The sequence below is a fragment of the Ruoffia sp. FAM 24228 genome (assembly GCF_045528575.1).
GTDB classification, from domain to species: domain Bacteria; phylum Bacillota; class Bacilli; order Lactobacillales; family Aerococcaceae; genus Ruoffia; species Ruoffia halotolerans.
In genome coordinates this window covers 1-17,819 of sequence record NZ_JBGQQZ010000019.1, presented here as the reverse complement: position 1 = coordinate 17,819, position 17,819 = coordinate 1, and the positions used below count along the sequence as shown (strand labels likewise).

Genomic DNA, 17,819 nt, shown 5'->3' with positions numbered 1-17,819 from the left:
CTCGGATGTCAGAACTATTAGAAAAGGCAAATTATAATGAAGAGCAATATTTTGAACGGAAATTAGGAAATCATTATGATAATTCTCAATCTGTTGCCTCGCCAAACTATAGTGTACCAGCAAGTGATCAACCATTTGAAGAACAAGAAAATAATGTTTCCAAAAAGAAAAGAAAACTATCTAAATTTGAAACAATCTGGTTATCTCTTTGTAGTATAATAGCCGTTGGAGCAATCATGGCTAGTTTCTTTATTAGAGTGGATATTATTGAGCAACAACGTTCAATCAATAATTTAGAAGATTCTATTACAGAATACCGTTCTAATACTGATATTTTAAATAGTCAAATTACTGACCAATTCAATTATCAACAAATTAAAGAAGCAGCGGATAGCAACAATATGACTATTGAGAAAGACAGAGTTAGGACTGTTGAGAGATGAGCGAAAAACAAAGCAATCATTCTAATTTAAATATATTATTATTAATAGGCGTCGCAGCTATAACATTTATTTTGTTAGGTGCACGCTTCTTTCAATTAAACGTAACACAGTCTTCGCATGGTGAGGATTTAGTAGAATATATCGAAGATTCACAAGACCCAAGAAGTAGTATCATCGAAGCAAAACGTGGCACGATTTATGACATTAAAGGTCAGCCGATTGCGATTGATACTACTTCTTATTCCATGTATGCAGTATTGCAAGGGGGTAATGGCTACGACGCAGTTGAAGACAGGGATTACACTGCTAAAGTATTAAGTAATTATATTGATATGACCCGTGATGAGGTCTTGGATATACTATTAAACTATGAGGCGATTCAAGTTGAATTTGGTACAGCGGGTAGTAATATGAGTCAAGAAACTCGCGATGCCATTGAAGAAGAGGATTTACCAGGAGTTTATTTTGTAAGTCAAAGTTCCAGACAATACGTGAACGATTACTTCAGTTCACATCTGATAGGCTATGCGTCGAAGCAAGAACAGAATAATTCTTGGATGCCGACAGCGGATATCTTAACTGGGCAAATCGGAATTGAATCAGCTTATGATGCTGAATTAAGTGGGCAAAACACCATTGAAAATAATCCTGACCTGGTTGAAAGAACGCGAACATTATTGGGTGAAGATATTTATCTAACTTTAGATAGCCGACTCCAACATTATATGGAAGAGTTACTTGATTATTCATATAATAAGTATCAACCTGAAGAGATGAGTGCTTATTTGGTCGAAGTTGAGACTGGTAAGTTATTAACAGCTGCTCAAAGACCGACATTTAAGTTGAATACTCGTGAAGGAATTGAGACGCAATGGACCAACCAATTGGTTGAAGAAGTTTATGAGCCAGGTTCAACCATGAAGATATTAACACAAGGAACAGCTTATGATATGGGCGTTTATAAACCCGATGAATTAGTTGAGACCGGTTCAACAGAAATTGAAGATGTGACGGTTCGAGACTATAACTTGTACGGTTGGGGACCGATTACTTTTGATGAAGGATTATCTAGATCAAGTAATGTGACAATTGTCGAATTAATTCGCCGTATCGGCATAGATAAATGGACGACTCAATTATCTGAATTTGGTTTCGGTCAAACAACGGGATCAGGATTGGCAAATGAAGCAACAGGAACAGTAGAGTTTGATAATCCGGTTTCTGCAACCATGTCTGGTTTCGGACAAGGATTTGCGACAACACCCATTCAATTATTGCAAGCATTCACTTCGATTGCTAACGATGGGAAAATGATGAAAATTCAATACCTTAACGGCATTGGAGAGAATGATGAATTTCAACCAATTGAGGTTAATCAACCAATCTCAGAAGAAGCAGCTGACCATATCGTTGATTTAATGGTTAATACTGTGAATGAAGATTATGGTACAGCTCAAGAATATAGTGTGCCTGGCGTTCAGATAGCAGCTAAAACAGGTACGGCACAAATTGCCAATCCAGATGGCTTAGGTTATTTAGAAGGTGCCAATGATTATTATTTCTCAGTTGTTTCATTTTTCCCGGCCGAGGATCCGAAATATATGTTGTATTTCTCAATGAAACGACCAACCAATGATCATAATTTAATGGGATCGCAAATATTAGCTGAGATATTTAGACCTTTTGTGGAATATGTATCAGTTTATGAATAGAAAGTAGGACTACGATGGAACAAAAAGAATTAATAAACGTATTATATGATGCACATATAATTAATACGCAGTATTTAGAAACTGAAGTGTCTAGTTTAGTAAATGATACGCGTAAAGTAGAAAATAATTCATGCTTTATTGCTATCAAAGGCGAGAACTTTGATGGGCATCAAGCGATTGAAGACGTAATTAACAAGGGAGCAAAATTAATCATTGTTGAAGATTTGCCCCAAGAGCCAGAGCAACTTGATGCAACCATCGTGCAAGTAACATCAACTTTCCGTACTCAAGCGATACTTGCAAACCAATATTACAATGAACCGTCAACAAAGCTAAATGTTGTTGCGGTAACTGGGACTAATGGGAAGACAACAACGAGTAATATGATTAGTCAATTACTCGAAAGTCTCGATCGTAAGACAGGTGTGATTGGAACCTTGCATTATAAAGTAGGGGACAAATATTATCCTGCAGTAAATACAACACCGAATGCTTTAGAGATGCAGAGATTATTCAATGAAATGGTTGAAACAGGCTGTGAAGATGCTATCATTGAGGCGTCTTCTCACGCATTAGCTTTAGGACGCTTATCGTTTACTGATATTGATTGTGCCATCTTTACGAATTTAACACGAGAACATTTGGACTTCCATTCAACTATGGAAGGTTATGCAAATGCGAAAAGTCTTTTGTTTAGTCATTTAGGACAAAGTTTCCATAATGACCGACCAAGACTTGCAATATTAAATATGGATGATCCATACCATACGACGATGGCAGAAGTAACTAGTGCCGATATTGTGACATATAGTTTAGAGCATCCTCAAGCTACAGCTTATGCACATTCAATTACTGAGAAAAATGGTAAGACTGAATTTATTATTGATTACAAAAAAGAGTCATTTACAGTAGAAATACCGATGCGTGGATCTTACAACGTTTCGAATTATTTGGCAGCATTTTTAACATTGAGTAAATATTACCAATATACAATAGATGATATTCTGAAAGCGACTCAAGATTTTACTGGTGTCACTGGACGTATGCAAGTTGTTGATGAAGGACAAGATTTCGAAGTGATTGTTGACTTTGCACATTCACCCGATGCACTTGAACGAGTAATGCAAGAACTCATTGAACATAAAACAGATGATCAAAAACTCATTGCCTTGATGGGACATAGTGGCGGAAACCGCGATAGTGGGATGCGGAAACCATTAGGAGATATCTTATTTAAGTATGCGGATGAAATTGTATTCACTGCTGACAATCCAAGGTTTGAGCCAGTAGAAAAAATTGTCAATGAAATGATTGGTTTACATCATAATGATAATAAACCTTATTCAATTATAAAAGATAGAGTAGTAGCAGTACAACAAGCCATTGACATTGCTCAAAAAAATGATATTGTCTTATTCGCGGGTAAAGGTGGAGAACCTTACCAAGTCATTGGAAACGACAATATACCTTACGATGAAGTGCAAACAGTTATTGATGCTATCCATCGTAAACAGTTATAAAAACTAAGGAGTGAACGAAAAATTGAATATTATCTTACCAATCGTGACTAGTTTTTTATTAACAGTCATTGCGATGCCTTTTTTCATCCAATACTTTAATAAAAAGAAACTAGGTCAAACAACACGGGAAGATGGCCCATTATGGCATGAAGTAAAAACTGGGACACCAACTATGGGAGGAACAGTATTTATCCTAGCTATTTTATTTGCGATGTTAATCTTTGGCTTTATCCAAACGTCTTACTCAGGTGAGTTCTGGATGATTTGGCTAGCGTTCTTATTATTTGGAGCCATTGGTTTTATTGATGATTTTATAAGTATTTTCAAAAAAAGAAATGAAGGGTTAACTGCTAAACAGAAGTTTTTAACACAATTATTATTTGCTTTTGTTATTGCATTAATTGCCATGGTAACAAATCAACATATTTTCATACCATTTTTTGGTTTTGAAATCTCTAACATTCTGTTAGTAGGATTATTCATGTTTATCTGGATTACTGGCTTTTCAAATGCAGTGAATTTAACGGACGGTTTAGATGGTTTAGCGACCGGCTTAAATATTATTGCGTATGGCGCGTATTACTTTATCGCCGCAGCTGAAGGGAACTCAACTGTAGCAACAGCTTCATTGATTGTAGTTGGATCGTTAGTTGGATTTTTAATCTTTAATCGTAAACCAGCGAAGATTTTTATGGGGGACGTTGGTTCACTTGCCTTAGGAGCAGGACTGGCAGTGATGTCATCCGTACTTAATAATCCATGGAGTTTATTAATTATTGGTTTTGTCTTTGTAGTTGAAACAGTAAGTGTTATGCTTCAAGTATTATCCTTCAAGACTCGAGGAAAAAGAATATTTAAGATGGCACCAATTCACCACCATTTCGAAATGCTTGGTTGGAGTGAATCAAAAGTGGTAAATGTATTTTGGGCTGTCGGATTAATTAGTGCATTGATTGCATTATTTATCTTTTAATAGGGAGCGATTTTTAGAATGGGAACGAACGAGAATTTATCAGACAAAGAAATACTAGTGTTAGGCTACGCAAGAACAGGGAAAAGTGTAGCTGAGTTCCTAGTTAAACAACAAGCAAATGTAACGATTAATGACCGAGGGGATCTATCACAAGACCCGTCGGTTACTTTGCTTTTAGAAGATGGCGTCCAAATCGTCGATGGTGGGCATCCTTTAGAACTCTTTGATAAGTATTTTGATATGATTATCAAAAACCCCGGGATTCCTTATTCAATTCCTTTTTTACAAAAAGCGATTGAAAAAAACATCCCAATTTATACAGATGTTGAGCTTGCTTCAAGATTTAGTAAGGCATCGATCATAGGTATTACAGGTAGTAATGGTAAAACAACGACAACAAGTTTACTGAGAGAATTATTAACTGAAAGAGAAAAAGGGAATGCTTACCTTGCTGGAAATATTGGCATCCCAACTTTAGATGTTATTGATCAAGCGACAAAAGATGATGACATCGTCATGGAATTATCTAGTTTCCAATTAGCTGGAACTGAACAATTTCACGCTGAAATTGCGGTCATTACCAATATTTATGAAGCTCATTTGGACTATCATCGTACACGTGAAGAATATGCCAAAGCCAAATTAAAGATTTTAGCCAATCAAACACAGGATGACCAAATCGTATATCGTTATGATAATGCTGAATTACATCATTGGGTTAAAGAATTTAAAGGGCAACTTATTCCATTCTCAATTGAAATAATCGATGAGTTTGTCCGATCGCATGGTGCTTATGTTGAAGGTGAATGGATATACTTTAAAGAAGAGCAAATTATACCATTATCAGATATTCAAATTCCTGGTAGCCATAATGTCGAGAATGTCCTAGCGGCTGTGGCAGTTGCAAAAATAAAAGGCATTTCGAACCAAGAAATTTCTAACATAGTCAGAGAGTACAAAGGGATGCGTCATAGAATTCAGCCGGTAGCTAATGTCAGTGGACGAAGTTTCTACAATGATTCAAAAGCTACCAATATTACCGCTACGATTACTGCTTTAAATAGTTTCAAGCAACCCATTCGATTTATTGGTGGTGGCTTAGATCGTGGTAATGAATTTGATGAGTTAATACCCTTTCTTAAGAACGTATCAGGAGCTTATCTTTACGGTGAAACCAAAGACAAAATGGCAAAAGCCTTTAAAGCTGCGGGCGTTAACTCGATTGAAATTTTTGATGATTTAGTAGAAGCTACATCAAAAGCTTACCGTGAAGCAAGACAAGGTGAAGTCGTCTTATTATCACCAAGCTGTGCGAGCTGGGATCAATATCAAAACTTTGAAATTCGTGGTGACGTTTATATCGATACCATTGAACAATTATTACTAGAAGAACCATATACGGATGAATAGGAGTATCATATTATGAAAATCAATCGAATCATCTTATCTGGTGGAGGGACTGGGGGACATATTTATCCAGCTCTTGCAATCTATAATCGAATGAAAGAACTCAATCCGGACTTAGAATGTTTATACATCGGTACAGACAAAGGTCTCGAAGCAAGTATTGTTCCAAAAGCGAATATTGACTTTAAATCCATTGAAATATCTGGTTTAAAACGCAGTTTATCGCTAGATAATATTAAAGTCGCTTGGCAAATGTTAACGAGCACACAAAAAGCGAAGAAATTAATCAAAGAATTTCAACCTGAATTAGTCATTGGAACTGGCGGTTTCGTATGTGCACCTGTCCTTTATGGGGCAACTCAATTAGGTATTCCGACACTGATTCATGAACAAAATAGTGTCGCAGGAGTAACTAATAAATTCTTAAGTCGCTTTGTAGATAAAGTTGCGACGTCTTTTTATGAAGTTGAGAATGACTTTGCAAAAGTCAGTCAAAAAGTGGCATTTACTGGAAACCCAAGAGGACAAGAAGTAACAAACTATGCTAAAGATGAGCATATTCTATCAAAAAATTATGGCTTTAATGATCAATTACCAACGGTACTAATATTTGGAGGTAGTCGTGGTGCGCCAGCTATTAATAAAGCAGCTGTAGAATCCATCGAAGACTTTGCTAAGAAAGAGTACCAGGTAATTATTGGGACAGGTTCAGTTCATCATTCAGAATGGATGAATTATATAGAAGACAACCAGATTAAAATACCTAATAATGTTAAAATAGTTCCATACATTGATAACATGCCAGCACTATTTCAAAGAATTGATCTAGTCGTTTGCAGAAGTGGTGCAACGACCTTAGCAGAATTGACAACACTTGGACTTCCTAGTATTTTAATTCCTAGTCCATATGTTACGAATAATCATCAAGAGATGAATGCCATAGCATTAGTGAATAATCAGGCTGCTGAAATGATAAAAGAAAGTCAACTTGACTCAAGTCAATTAGTTCATACGATTGACCGAATGATACTAGATCAAACAGCATTAAATGAAATGGCAGAAAATGCTAAAAAATTAGGTACGCCACATGCAATAGATGATATTATTAAATTAGTTGAATCTATTTAATAAATAATTAAGACTAAATATTTTCGAGGAGGTGAAAGCTATGAGTAATAATGAGCGGCGAGGAAATTATCGAACAGGGCCTCAAAATACGCCAAATAATCGGAAATCAAACAGTCCTGAAACAAGGCAATCTAGACCGGTAAACGAACCATCTCAACCGATTCGTGGAAACTATCGCATCGATAGTAATGGAAATCCGATTATACCAAAGCAAAGCGGCATAACAAATCGCGATGAACTTGAGCAAGATTATTTCAGTCGGACTCAACATACACAAGCTGAAGGGAACCGGAACCGAGAAGAACAGTATCAACCGAATCAAGTTATTCATCCGATACCTCCTCAGTCAGGTCCTGTTCAACAGCGACGAGTATATCAAATGGATGAGTACAGACGCGATCAGAATGAATCTAATAGTCGTGCGAATCAACCAAATAGTCGAAACTTTGACGAACCCCAATCAAACACTCGTGAGAGAGCAACTAGACAGCAAAATCAGAATTTGAATCAAAGGCGAAATCAAAATCTGAACAGAAATCAGAACTTTAATCGAAATTACTCTGGCAATAAACCTTCTCGAAGAAACCAACCTCAAGGTAGTCGAACCAATTGGTATTATAACTTGCACCAAAAGGTCAATAGACAGATGAACAAGAGTTCTAATGCGACCCTGCCAGAGGGTAAGACTGTACTATTTGCGGTTTTTGCATTAATATACCTAACAATGCTAGTGACGGGTTGGAAATTAATGCCGTTTAATAAAGTGAATAATTTAGTCGTCACGGGAACCGAGCTTGTTCCGAAAACGTTTGTAAAAGGATCGTCTCGAATATATAAATTCGATGAAGTAGATGAAGTAATGAGCCAAAGACAAGAGATTGAAGCGACAATTAAAGAGGAAAATCCTTTAATTGAAAGTGTCGTATTTAATCGACCTGATTGGAAACAATTAGAAATTAATGTCGTCGAACATGACCTTGTGGGGTTAATTAACCAAGATGGTTACCATCCAGTCTTGAATAACGGTGAGATTCTGAATGTATCCGGAAACCAAGAATTAGCAAATATAGCCAATGAAGCATTACCAGAATTAATCGGCTTCGATACAAGTGGTAAACTGACGGAAGTTGCACAAGGTTTACGTCAAATTGATCCAAATATATTAGCTATGATGGAGACCGTTACTTCCGCTGATGACGAAAATAAACCGAACGCCATAGTTGTTGAAATGGAAGATGGAAATACCATAAATGCCATAATTTCGACTTTTGCTCAAAAAGTACAATATTATCCGGATATTATAAGACAATTAGACGGGCAAACCGGAGTGATTAATTTTGAAGTCGGTGCATACTTCACACCAGCAGAAAATTCTGCTAATAGTGTCAAACTTGATAATAATTAAGATAAGTTATATGTAATTATTTTTACATTTATCTTTTTTTCTTCTATTAAAATGAAGTTTGTGCTAATATAGGTAATGTGAAATTGAAGAAAATTAAACAAAATATAGAAAAATAATTAGCCAGAAGGGGGTTAATACCTAAATGAGAAATCAAGAAATTTTTGTTAGTTTAGATATTGGTACGACCTCAATTAAAGTCGTTGTCGCTGAGTATATTAATGGAAATATTAATATTATCGGTGTGGGAAATGAAAAATCACGTGGATTGAGTCGTGGGGTTATCGTCGATATAGATGATACAGTCAACTCGATTCAAAGAGCCATTTCTCAAGCAGAACGCAAAGCAAATGTAAAAATTAACGAAGTGATCGTTGGTGTTCCAAGTAATCAAATTATGGTAGAAGATTGCCACGGTATGATTGCTGTTGCCAGCGATAATAGAGAAATAACAGCCCTAGACGTTGAGAATGTAATCAATGCAGCTAAAGTTCGTTCAGTTCCTCCTGAAAGAGAGATTATTTCAATTATTCCTGAAGAATTTATCGTCGATGGATTCAATGGAATTAAAGATCCAAGAGGAATGATCGGGGTTCGCCTAGAACTTTATGCGCGCTTAATTACTGGACCTAGAACAATCATCCATAATATTCGACGCTGTGTTCAAAAAGCAGGTTTATCAATCAGTGAACTTGTCGTTCAACCAGAAGCAATTGCATCCGTAGCCTTATCAGCAGATGAGCGAGAGTTCGGAACAGTGGTTGTTGATATGGGTGGTGGCCAATCAAGTGCATCAATTATGTACGACGGCCAAATGAAATATTCATTCGTGGATCAAGAGGGTGGAGATTTCGTTACAAAAGATATCTCAGTTATTCTAAACACGTCACTTGATTCTGCTGAACGAATCAAACGTGAATATGGCTTTGCTATCGCAAGTCAAACTACTGACGATGAGTACTTCCCAGTTGAAACAGTTGGAAAGAAAGAACCTGTCCGGGTAGATGAACATTATCTTGCTGAAATCATCGAAGCGCGTTTAGTGCAAATCTTTGAAACATTATATGAAGAATTGAATCGTGTCGATGGACTTGATTTACCTGGAGGGTATGTCCTGACAGGTGGAGCTGTGTCTTTACCAGGGGTCTTAGATTTGGCTAAACGATACTTTGGAAGCAAAGTTCGCTTATTTATTCCTGAAGAAATGGGAATGCGTAATCCAATCTATACAACAAGCCTTGGAATGATCGAATATGCTGCAAATCTTGATGATGTGCATCGAATTGCTCAAGGAACTTTTGCAGTTCCTTCACAAGCTGCCCCAAGACAATCTATGCCGCCACAAGGTGGACAAAGACGTCCGGCACCATCTAGTGGCCGTAACCAAGGGCAAGCGGCACGAGGTCAACAATCAGGTGACTTGTTCGGCGGTCAACGTCGTCAACCAGCTAACGAGACAAACCAAATGGCAAACGACCAACGCACGATGCCAGACACTATGCCTAGTTCAAATCAACAAGATGATTATCAACAATATAATTCATTTGATGACGACTATCGTTATGAAGATGCGGCATACTATGATGACTATTCGCAAGATGAAGAAGCGAATAACTATTCAGAGCCTGTTACTGATCAAAGTAATGGGAATGGCATAACGGCAAAAGTCCGTGACTTTTTCCAAACATTTTTTGATTAAGACTTGATAGATAAACAGGAGGAATATAAATGGAATTATCATTCGATTCAACAATGGGATATGAAGGCGCAGTAATTAAAGTAATTGGTGTAGGTGGTGCAGGTGGAAATGCCGTTAATCGTATGATTAAAGATGAAGTTCAAGGTGTTGAATTCATTGTTGCAAATACGGATACTCAAGCATTACAAGGTTCAGATGCTGAAATCAAAATCCAATTAGGCCCAAAAGTAACTAAAGGGTTAGGTGCAGGTTCATTACCTGAAATTGGACTTAAAGCAGCTGAAGAAAGTGAAGAGCAAATTCGCGAAGTACTAGAAGGAGCAGACTTAGTGTTTGTTACTGCTGGTATGGGTGGAGGTACTGGTACTGGTGCTGCACCGGTCGTGGCTAAGATTGCTAAAGACTTAGGCGCTTTAACTGTAGGTGTTGTAACGCGTCCATTTACTTTTGAAGGACCAAAACGTGGACGCTTTGCAGCTGAAGGATTGAAAAACTTAAAAGACGCGGTTGATACATTAGTAATTATCTCAAACAACCGTTTATTAGAAATTGTAGACCGTAAAACTCCAATGTTAGAAGCATTCAGTGAAGCAGATAATGTTTTACGTCAAGGTGTACAAGGTATCTCTGATTTAATTACAGCACCAGGTTACGTAAACTTAGACTTTGCTGACGTGAAAACTGTAATGAAGGATCAAGGAACTGCATTAATGGGTGTAGGCCAATCTTCAGGTGAGAACCGTACGGCTGAAGCAACTAAGAAAGCTATCTCATCACCATTATTAGAAGTATCTATTGATGGTGCAGAACAAATCTTATTAAACATTACAGGTGGAGAAGACTTAAGCTTGTTCGAAGCACAAGATGCAAGTGATATTGTTGCCAATGCATCAAGTGGTGATGTAAACATTATCTTCGGTACGTCAATCAATAATGATTTAGGTGACGAAGTTATTGTTACTGTAATCGCAACTGGTATTGAGAATGAGAAGACTGATCGTAATAAAATGAGCACACCACCAAGACGCTCATTCAATACACCGTCATCTTCAGCAGAATCAACTCAACCAGCTCAAAGTCTACAACAACCAGATTCACCAAGCCAATCAAACGAACCAACACCACGTCGTCAACAAAAGCGTGATTTATTCAGTGATTGGGACATAAATAGAGAAACAAACACACGTGACGTTGATACAACTGAAGCAGACTCTAAACCTAAACGTCAATTTGAACGTCCAAATACGGATGGATCTGGAAGTCGTCAAAGTGAAGTAAATGATTCAGATGAATTAGATACGCCACCATTTTTCCGTAAACGTCATCGTTAATAAAGAGTTAGGATGCTAAGGCATCAAAATAATAGAGGAATCAGTATTGGTTCCTCTTTTTATTTATCAATAAGTAAAAATTTATGTTATAATTCATAAGATAAGAATTTAAGGGAGTGTTATAGTTGGGCCTTTTGAGCTTAGTTTCTAATTTATTTCAGGCATATACACTGGTTTTAGTCGTATACGCACTACTATCATGGTTACCAGGTGCCCGTGAAAGTGCCTTAGGACAATTTATTGTTAAATTAGCACGACCATATTTGGATATATTTGATCGATTCATCCCGCCATTAGGGGGCATTAGTTTCAATGTTATTATTGCGATTTTTGTTTTACGATTTATCCGAGATGGTTTAATCTGGATATTGGCAGCAATATTATTTTAAAAATGTGGTGAATTAAATGTCAGATGATATATATCAACATTATCGACCCGAAGAGCAACCGTTTATTGATAAAGTATTCGGTTGGATAGATCAAGTAGATTTAACTTATGCGCCTTATACAACTGTATTTTTAACCCCGCGAGAGAAGATGATTGTTGAACAACTTGTCGCAAGCCGAGATGAGATTTCAGTTATTTTCAGAGGTGGTTATGAAGGTGCGGAACGTAAACAAGCCTGTATTTATCCGCAGTATTATGAACCGAATGATGAAGATTTTACGATCGTTCTATTCAACATTAAGTATCCAGAAAAATTTGGAAATTTAACGCATGGTAGAATTCTTGGAACTTTTATTTCAACTGGAATTGAAAGAGAGCGCATTGGGGATATTATTACAGATGGAACGAATTGGCATGCACTCGTTGATGCATCAATTAGTGACTATTTGAAAACTCAAGTGACTAAAATCGCGAATGTTGGAGTTCAATTGGAAGAGTTATCATTTGATGATATATTAACCTCACAAGAACAATGGGAAGTAAAGCATGTAATTTCTAGCTCTTTACGGCTTGACACTTTATTAAGCAAAGTCTATAATTTTTCTAGACAGCGTGCGAAAAATTCAGTCTCACAAGGTGATGTGAAAGTGAATTTCGTTCCAATGGAGAGACCTGACGTTGAGATTGGTATCAATGATATCATTTCATTACGTAAGTTTGGACGCTTCTGGATCAATGATATTGAGGGTATGACTAAGAAAGATAATTATCGATTAAACGTCAATGTACTTTTAAAGTAAATTACATAACTTGAATATATTTGAAAGGATTTGTAAATTCATGGTATTAACACCTAACGAAATATTAAATAAAGAATTTAATTCGAAGTTTCGCGGATATGACTCAGATCAGGTTAATGATTATTTAGATATAATTGTTGCGGACTTTGAAAAGATGATTGCGGAGAACAACGAACTTAAGAAAGACTTAGCAGCATCAAAAGAAAAAAATGAGTACTTTGCACAATTGCAAGACTCATTAAACAGTTCGATTGTAGTCGCTCAAGAAGCAGCAGATCGCTTGAAACAAAACGCTCGTAAAGAAGCAGAACTTATCTTATTCGAAGCTGAAAGAGAAGCGGATCGTATGATTAATAACGCGTCTGATACAGCTAAAAATATTGTTACTGAATCTGATGCATTACGTCGCTCAAGCAAATCTTACCGCACTAAATTAGAGCAAATGATTCGCCAACAACTTGAAGTTGTAACGAGTGAAGAGTATCATAGATTATTTGATGAAGAGATTGAATCACAATTTAATCCTGATCACTTCCATGAAGCAACAAATCAACGTGTAAATCAACGCGTAGATCGACTTGAAGAAGAGAACAGTGCTGATTTTAATGCAGCGCATGAAATTACAAATGATCGCTTTGTTGAAGAAGAAATCAAAAACGCGCCAGCACCTACTCCAGAAGTAGATTATCCGGCAACTATTGGTGTAGCTGATCATGAAGATACTGAAGCGACACGAGTTGATTTAAATCTTGATGAGTTATTAAATAATGTTGAGCCAGAAGAGCAAGAAGTTGATTCTAGACACGCAGAATTAGAAGCGATGATTGATGAAGAAGCACAAGCTGAAGCTGAACGCGAAAAACGTGCAGCTCAACGTCGTGAAAGTGTATTAGGACAAACAATTAGAATTGAATTACCAAAAGATTAATAAGAACAAGTTAATCATAGGATACTTTTAGCGAGTCAAGAGTGGTGAAAGCTTGGCAGTCCCTCCTTTGATTAATATCATCTTTGTGTTTGTTATGGTGAAAGTAAGTAATCATAACCGCTTAAATAGCGTTAACATGTAGAGTGAATAGGTCATCTTTAGAGATAACTTATTAATTTGGGTGGTACCGCGTTTATAACGTCCCTTTTTTAGGGGGCGTTTTTTATTTTTAATAAATCAATCAGATTGGAGATAATAATGAAACTAAAAGATACATTAAATTTAGGTAAAACAGATTTCGCCATGCGCGCAAATTTACCTACTAAAGAAGTAGAATTACAAAAAGAATGGGCAGACGCTGACATGTACGAGAAAATTCAAGAGAAAAATGAAGGACGTCCTTCATGGATCTTACATGATGGACCTCCGTATGCGAATGGTAAATTACATATGGGGCATGCATTAAATAAAGTAACTAAAGACTTTATTGTACGTTACCATTCTATGGCTGGATATAGCTCACCTTATGTTCCTGGTTGGGATACACATGGTTTACCAATCGAACAAGCCTTAGTTAATGCTGATGGCGTAGACCGTAAGAGTATGTCTGTCGCTGAATTCCGTAAATTATGTGAAGAGTATGCATTGAAACAAGTTGAAAATCAAAAAGAAGACTTTATGCGTTTAGGTGTGACTGGTGAATGGAATAATCCGTATTTAACTTTAAAACCCGAATATGAAGCTCAACAAATCCGTATCTTTGGTCAAATGGCTGAACGCGGATATATCTATAAAGGACTAAAACCAATTTACTGGTCACCTTCAAGTGAATCAACATTAGCTGAGGCAGAAGTTGAATATAAAGACGTTACGTCACCTTCTATTTTCGTTGCTTTCAAAGTAAAAGATGGCAAAGATGTCGTACCAGCAGATGCTGAGTTCGTTATCTGGACAACGACACCATGGACATTACCATCAAACTTAGGATTATCTGTGAAAGCAGATGCTAAATATGTTTTAGTAAACGTAGATGGACGTAAATTTATAGTTGCAGAAGCTTTACTAGAAGCAGTTGCTAAGAAAATTGGATGGGAAGATTATTCAATCGAAGCAGAATATAAAGGGGAGCAATTTGACCGTTTAACTGCACAACATCCGTTCTATGACCGTGAATCATTAATAATGTTAGGTGACCACGTTGAATTAGATGCTGGTACTGGTGTCGTTCATACAGCACCTGGACACGGGGAAGATGACTACATTATTGGTCAAAAATATGGCTTAGATGTTCTTTCTCCAATTGATGACCGTGGACACTTCACAAATGAAGCACCTGGATATGAAGGAATGTTCTATCTTAAAGGGAATAAAGTCATCGTTGAAGAGATGCGTGAAACGGGAGCGTTACTGTTTGATGAGAAGTTTGAACATAGCTACCCACATGACTGGCGTACTAAGAAACCTGTTATTTATCGTGCAACACCACAATGGTTTGCATCAATTAATAAATTCCGTGAAGAGTTATTAAACTCAGTTGAAAATGATGTGAAATGGTACCATCCTTCGGGAGAACGTCGTATGTATAATATGATTCGTGACCGTGGTGACTGGGTAATTTCTCGTCAACGTGTATGGGGTGTGCCATTACCAATCTTCTATGCAGAAAATGGAGAGCCTATCTTAACAACTGAAACAGTTGAACACGTTGCTAAATTAGTTGAAGAGTTTGGATCAAACGTTTGGTTTGAAAGAGAACCTAAAGATTTATTACCTGAAGGATTCACTCATCCAGATAGTCCAAATGGTAAATTTACTAAAGAAAATGACATTATGGACGTATGGTTTGACTCAGGAACATCTTATGCTGGGGTATTACAAGTTCGTGAAGACCAAAAATTCCCTGCAGATATGTACTTAGAAGGATCAGACCAATACCGTGGATGGTTCAACTCAAGTTTTACAACTTCAGTAGCTGTGAATGGTTTCCCACCGTACAAATCAGTTCTTTCTCAAGGATTTGTTATGGATGGAAAAGGTCAAAAAATGAGTAAATCAATCGGTAATGTTATTACACCTGAGGAGATTACAGAAGAATTAGGTGCAGATATCATCCGTCTATGGGTTTCAAGTGTGGATTATGAGAACGATGTACGTATCTCTAAAGACATCTTAAAACAAGTATCTGAATCATACCGTAAGATTCGTAACACAGTGCGCTTTATGTTATCAAACTTATTTGATTTCAATCCTGAAACAGATAAGATTGCTGAAAGTGATTTAGCAAAAGTTGATCAATATATTCTTGCTAAATATCGTATTTTAGTTAATGAAGTAACAAAAGCTTACGAAAATTATGAATTCTCTACTATCTTCAAGAAAGTAATTAATTTCATTACTGTTGATTTATCAGCGTTCTACTTAGACTTTGCAAAAGATGTCGTTTATATTGAAGCGGCAGAATCTAAAGCGCGTCGTGCAATGCAAACTGTTATTTATACAGTTCTTGAAGGTTTAATTCCATTATTATCACCAATCTTACTTCATACTATGGAAGAAGCTTGGAAAGAATTACCAGGAGCAGAAGGTTTTGTTCAATTACAAGACTTACCTAAATTCGAAGACGTTTCTCAAGACAAAGAAACTGTTAAAGAATGGGATGTCTTCTTCAAAGTGGAGTCAGCTGTTGCTAAAGGTTTAGAAAATGCAAAAAATGATGAAGAACACCCAATCAAGAAATCATTTGAAGCAAAAGCAACTGTCTATACAGATCAAGAGACAATTGATCAATTGAATGACTTAAGTGATCATTTAGACCAATTATTAATAGTATCTGGTTTAGAATTAAAATTAGCTGATGAAGCAGACGAATCAGTGGTTGATTATGACGGCTTTGGTGTTAAAGTTCAGCCGGCAGAAGGTCATACTTGTGACCGTTGTCGTGCGGTAAGACCAGAAGTTGGAACAATTGAGGCGGCACCAGAATTATGTCGCCGTTGTTTCTCAATCGTAGAATCACACTTCCCAGAGTATTTCGAGGAAGCAGCTGAATAATTAGAGTAGTTAAATTGCCCCACTAGACAGATTTTGTCTGGTGGGGTATTTCTATTTATCTAGAAATTATGTAAAATCTACCATTCATACTTGGCGTCTGTTATATTTAAATATGTAAAAGATGAGGTGAGTGTATGAAAGTGATTAAATATATATTATTAATCTTAAGTATGGGGCAATTTTTCCCTTTAGAAAGTTTTTGGCAAAGTAATTTCTTTTGGTTTTTTATTTGGATTATTTGCTTTCATTTAGGTTGGTTTTATATGGAATGTTTGCAATATAAACAGATAAATAGTGTTGTATTGTGTCTTTTAGCCTTAATCAATATATGGCTACTGCCATCCTTTCCATATTTGATGCTAGGACTTTTAACAATTGAATTAAGAGAGTTATTTTCACGGAAAAAGACTGTACTTATATTATCTTTAATGGCGATTGTTTCGGGGTTTATATGGTCAACGCTCACGATTTGGCCGCAGGTGGATTATTTAATGTTCACAGTGAGTATCGTTATCATATGTGGTTATTTATCCGAACAAGCAACCCGCTTAGAAGTACAAGCAACTAGTCTTTATGAGTTTCGCACTCAAGCAGATGAGCAAGAAGAGCGGTTGATAGAGCAAAAGGCACAAATGATTGCGATGGAGGAAATTCATACCCTTAATGAGAGGAACCGAATTTCTAGGGATTTACATGATACGGTAGGGCATACTTTATCGACCATCGTCATCCAATTGGCAGCCATTGAGAAATTGACAGAGGAAAAGATGCCACAAGCATCAGCTATGTTAAAGCAATTACATCACTTTACTAAAGAAGGCTTATCAGATGTTCGCCAAGTGATTCACCAATTAAAGCCTAAACATTATCAAAAGTTTGCTTTTATTGAGCAGGTGCACCACATCATTTCGGGAGTGTCAATAATTATGTGTAAATGAAGTACTCCTTCTATAAAATCGATTTATTAATTTGTTAATCTTTCAAACATTTTTTCTAGCTCTGCTTCAGCTTGTTGGAAGCCGCGGTGAATCCGTGTC

At 36.7% G+C, this 17,819-nt stretch carries 14 protein-coding genes and 1 other annotated feature; all 14 genes read left to right on the top strand.

Annotated features, from left to right (window positions below; all coding sequences use genetic code 11):
- Positions 1–5: 5 nt before the first annotated feature.
- Positions 6–443 (top strand): hypothetical protein, encoded by a 438-nt coding sequence (locus ACEN33_RS04940; RefSeq protein WP_407089760.1) that lies wholly within the window; start codon positions 6–8, stop codon positions 441–443.
- The gene (locus ACEN33_RS04935) at positions 440–2,155 is read left to right on the top strand and encodes a peptidoglycan D,D-transpeptidase FtsI family protein (RefSeq protein ID WP_407089761.1); all 1,716 of its coding nucleotides are present in this window, start codon (positions 440–442) and stop codon (positions 2,153–2,155) included. Before ACEN33_RS04940 ends, ACEN33_RS04935 begins: the two co-directional genes overlap by 4 nt.
- Positions 2,156–2,169: 14 nt before the next feature.
- Positions 2,170–3,675: a UDP-N-acetylmuramoyl-L-alanyl-D-glutamate--2,6-diaminopimelate ligase gene (locus ACEN33_RS04930; protein WP_407089762.1), complete on the top strand. Its 1,506-nt coding sequence runs from the start codon at positions 2,170–2,172 to the stop codon at positions 3,673–3,675.
- 22 nt (positions 3,676–3,697) lie between these two features.
- The gene (gene mraY / locus ACEN33_RS04925; protein ID WP_407093472.1) at positions 3,698–4,648 is read left to right on the top strand and encodes a phospho-N-acetylmuramoyl-pentapeptide-transferase; all 951 of its coding nucleotides are present in this window, start codon (positions 3,698–3,700) and stop codon (positions 4,646–4,648) included.
- An 18-nt stretch (positions 4,649–4,666) separates the two neighbouring features.
- On the top strand, positions 4,667–6,058 hold the full coding sequence (murD, locus tag ACEN33_RS04920) for a UDP-N-acetylmuramoyl-L-alanine--D-glutamate ligase (RefSeq protein ID WP_407089763.1): 1,392 nt from the start codon (positions 4,667–4,669) through the stop codon (positions 6,056–6,058).
- 12 nt (positions 6,059–6,070) lie between these two features.
- Positions 6,071–7,183 carry an undecaprenyldiphospho-muramoylpentapeptide beta-N-acetylglucosaminyltransferase gene (gene murG / locus ACEN33_RS04915; RefSeq protein WP_407089764.1) on the top strand — a complete coding sequence of 371 codons (1,113 nt, stop codon included), beginning with the start codon at positions 6,071–6,073 and terminating at the stop codon, positions 7,181–7,183.
- A 40-nt stretch (positions 7,184–7,223) separates the two neighbouring features.
- Positions 7,224–8,588, top strand: coding sequence for a cell division protein FtsQ/DivIB (locus tag ACEN33_RS04910; RefSeq protein WP_407089765.1), 1,365 nt, complete (start codon positions 7,224–7,226; stop codon positions 8,586–8,588).
- A gap of 142 nt (positions 8,589–8,730) precedes the next feature.
- The gene (gene ftsA, locus ACEN33_RS04905; RefSeq protein ID WP_407089766.1) at positions 8,731–10,284 is read left to right on the top strand and encodes a cell division protein FtsA; all 1,554 of its coding nucleotides are present in this window, start codon (positions 8,731–8,733) and stop codon (positions 10,282–10,284) included.
- Positions 10,285–10,313: 29 nt separating this feature from the next.
- Positions 10,314–11,615: a cell division protein FtsZ gene (gene ftsZ / locus ACEN33_RS04900; protein ID WP_407089767.1), complete on the top strand. Its 1,302-nt coding sequence runs from the start codon at positions 10,314–10,316 to the stop codon at positions 11,613–11,615.
- A gap of 125 nt (positions 11,616–11,740) precedes the next feature.
- Positions 11,741–12,004, top strand: a complete 264-nt coding sequence (locus ACEN33_RS04895) for a YggT family protein (protein WP_197104550.1) — start codon at positions 11,741–11,743, stop codon at positions 12,002–12,004.
- A gap of 16 nt (positions 12,005–12,020) precedes the next feature.
- Positions 12,021–12,803, top strand: coding sequence for an RNA-binding protein (locus ACEN33_RS04890; protein WP_138403640.1), 783 nt, complete (start codon positions 12,021–12,023; stop codon positions 12,801–12,803).
- Positions 12,804–12,843: 40 nt separating this feature from the next.
- Positions 12,844–13,731, top strand: a complete 888-nt coding sequence (locus ACEN33_RS04885; protein WP_407089768.1) for a DivIVA domain-containing protein — start codon at positions 12,844–12,846, stop codon at positions 13,729–13,731.
- Positions 13,719–13,940, top strand: a binding site (T-box leader). (Overlaps the previous gene by 13 nt.)
- A 49-nt stretch (positions 13,941–13,989) precedes the next feature.
- On the top strand, positions 13,990–16,782 hold the full coding sequence (ileS, locus tag ACEN33_RS04880) for an isoleucine--tRNA ligase (RefSeq protein ID WP_407089769.1): 2,793 nt from the start codon (positions 13,990–13,992) through the stop codon (positions 16,780–16,782).
- Positions 16,783–16,916: 134 nt separating this feature from the next.
- Entirely contained in the window at positions 16,917–17,720 is an 804-nt protein-coding gene (locus ACEN33_RS04875; protein WP_407094667.1) for a sensor histidine kinase, read from the top strand.
- Positions 17,721–17,819: the final 99 nt, after the last annotated feature.

Coding starts and splice junctions, on each gene's coding strand:
- ACEN33_RS04940 (WP_407089760.1), top strand. CDS start 6: ATGTCAGAACTATTAGAAAAGGCAAATTATAATGAAGAGCAATATTTT.
- ACEN33_RS04935 (WP_407089761.1), top strand. CDS start 440: ATGAGCGAAAAACAAAGCAATCATTCTAATTTAAATATATTATTATTA.
- ACEN33_RS04930 (WP_407089762.1), top strand. CDS start 2,170: ATGGAACAAAAAGAATTAATAAACGTATTATATGATGCACATATAATT.
- murD (WP_407089763.1), top strand. CDS start 4,667: ATGGGAACGAACGAGAATTTATCAGACAAAGAAATACTAGTGTTAGGC.
- murG (WP_407089764.1), top strand. CDS start 6,071: ATGAAAATCAATCGAATCATCTTATCTGGTGGAGGGACTGGGGGACAT.
- ACEN33_RS04910 (WP_407089765.1), top strand. CDS start 7,224: ATGAGTAATAATGAGCGGCGAGGAAATTATCGAACAGGGCCTCAAAAT.
- ftsA (WP_407089766.1), top strand. CDS start 8,731: ATGAGAAATCAAGAAATTTTTGTTAGTTTAGATATTGGTACGACCTCA.
- ftsZ (WP_407089767.1), top strand. CDS start 10,314: ATGGAATTATCATTCGATTCAACAATGGGATATGAAGGCGCAGTAATT.
- ACEN33_RS04890 (WP_138403640.1), top strand. CDS start 12,021: ATGTCAGATGATATATATCAACATTATCGACCCGAAGAGCAACCGTTT.
- ACEN33_RS04885 (WP_407089768.1), top strand. CDS start 12,844: ATGGTATTAACACCTAACGAAATATTAAATAAAGAATTTAATTCGAAG.
- ileS (WP_407089769.1), top strand. CDS start 13,990: ATGAAACTAAAAGATACATTAAATTTAGGTAAAACAGATTTCGCCATG.
- ACEN33_RS04875 (WP_407094667.1), top strand. CDS start 16,917: ATGAAAGTGATTAAATATATATTATTAATCTTAAGTATGGGGCAATTT.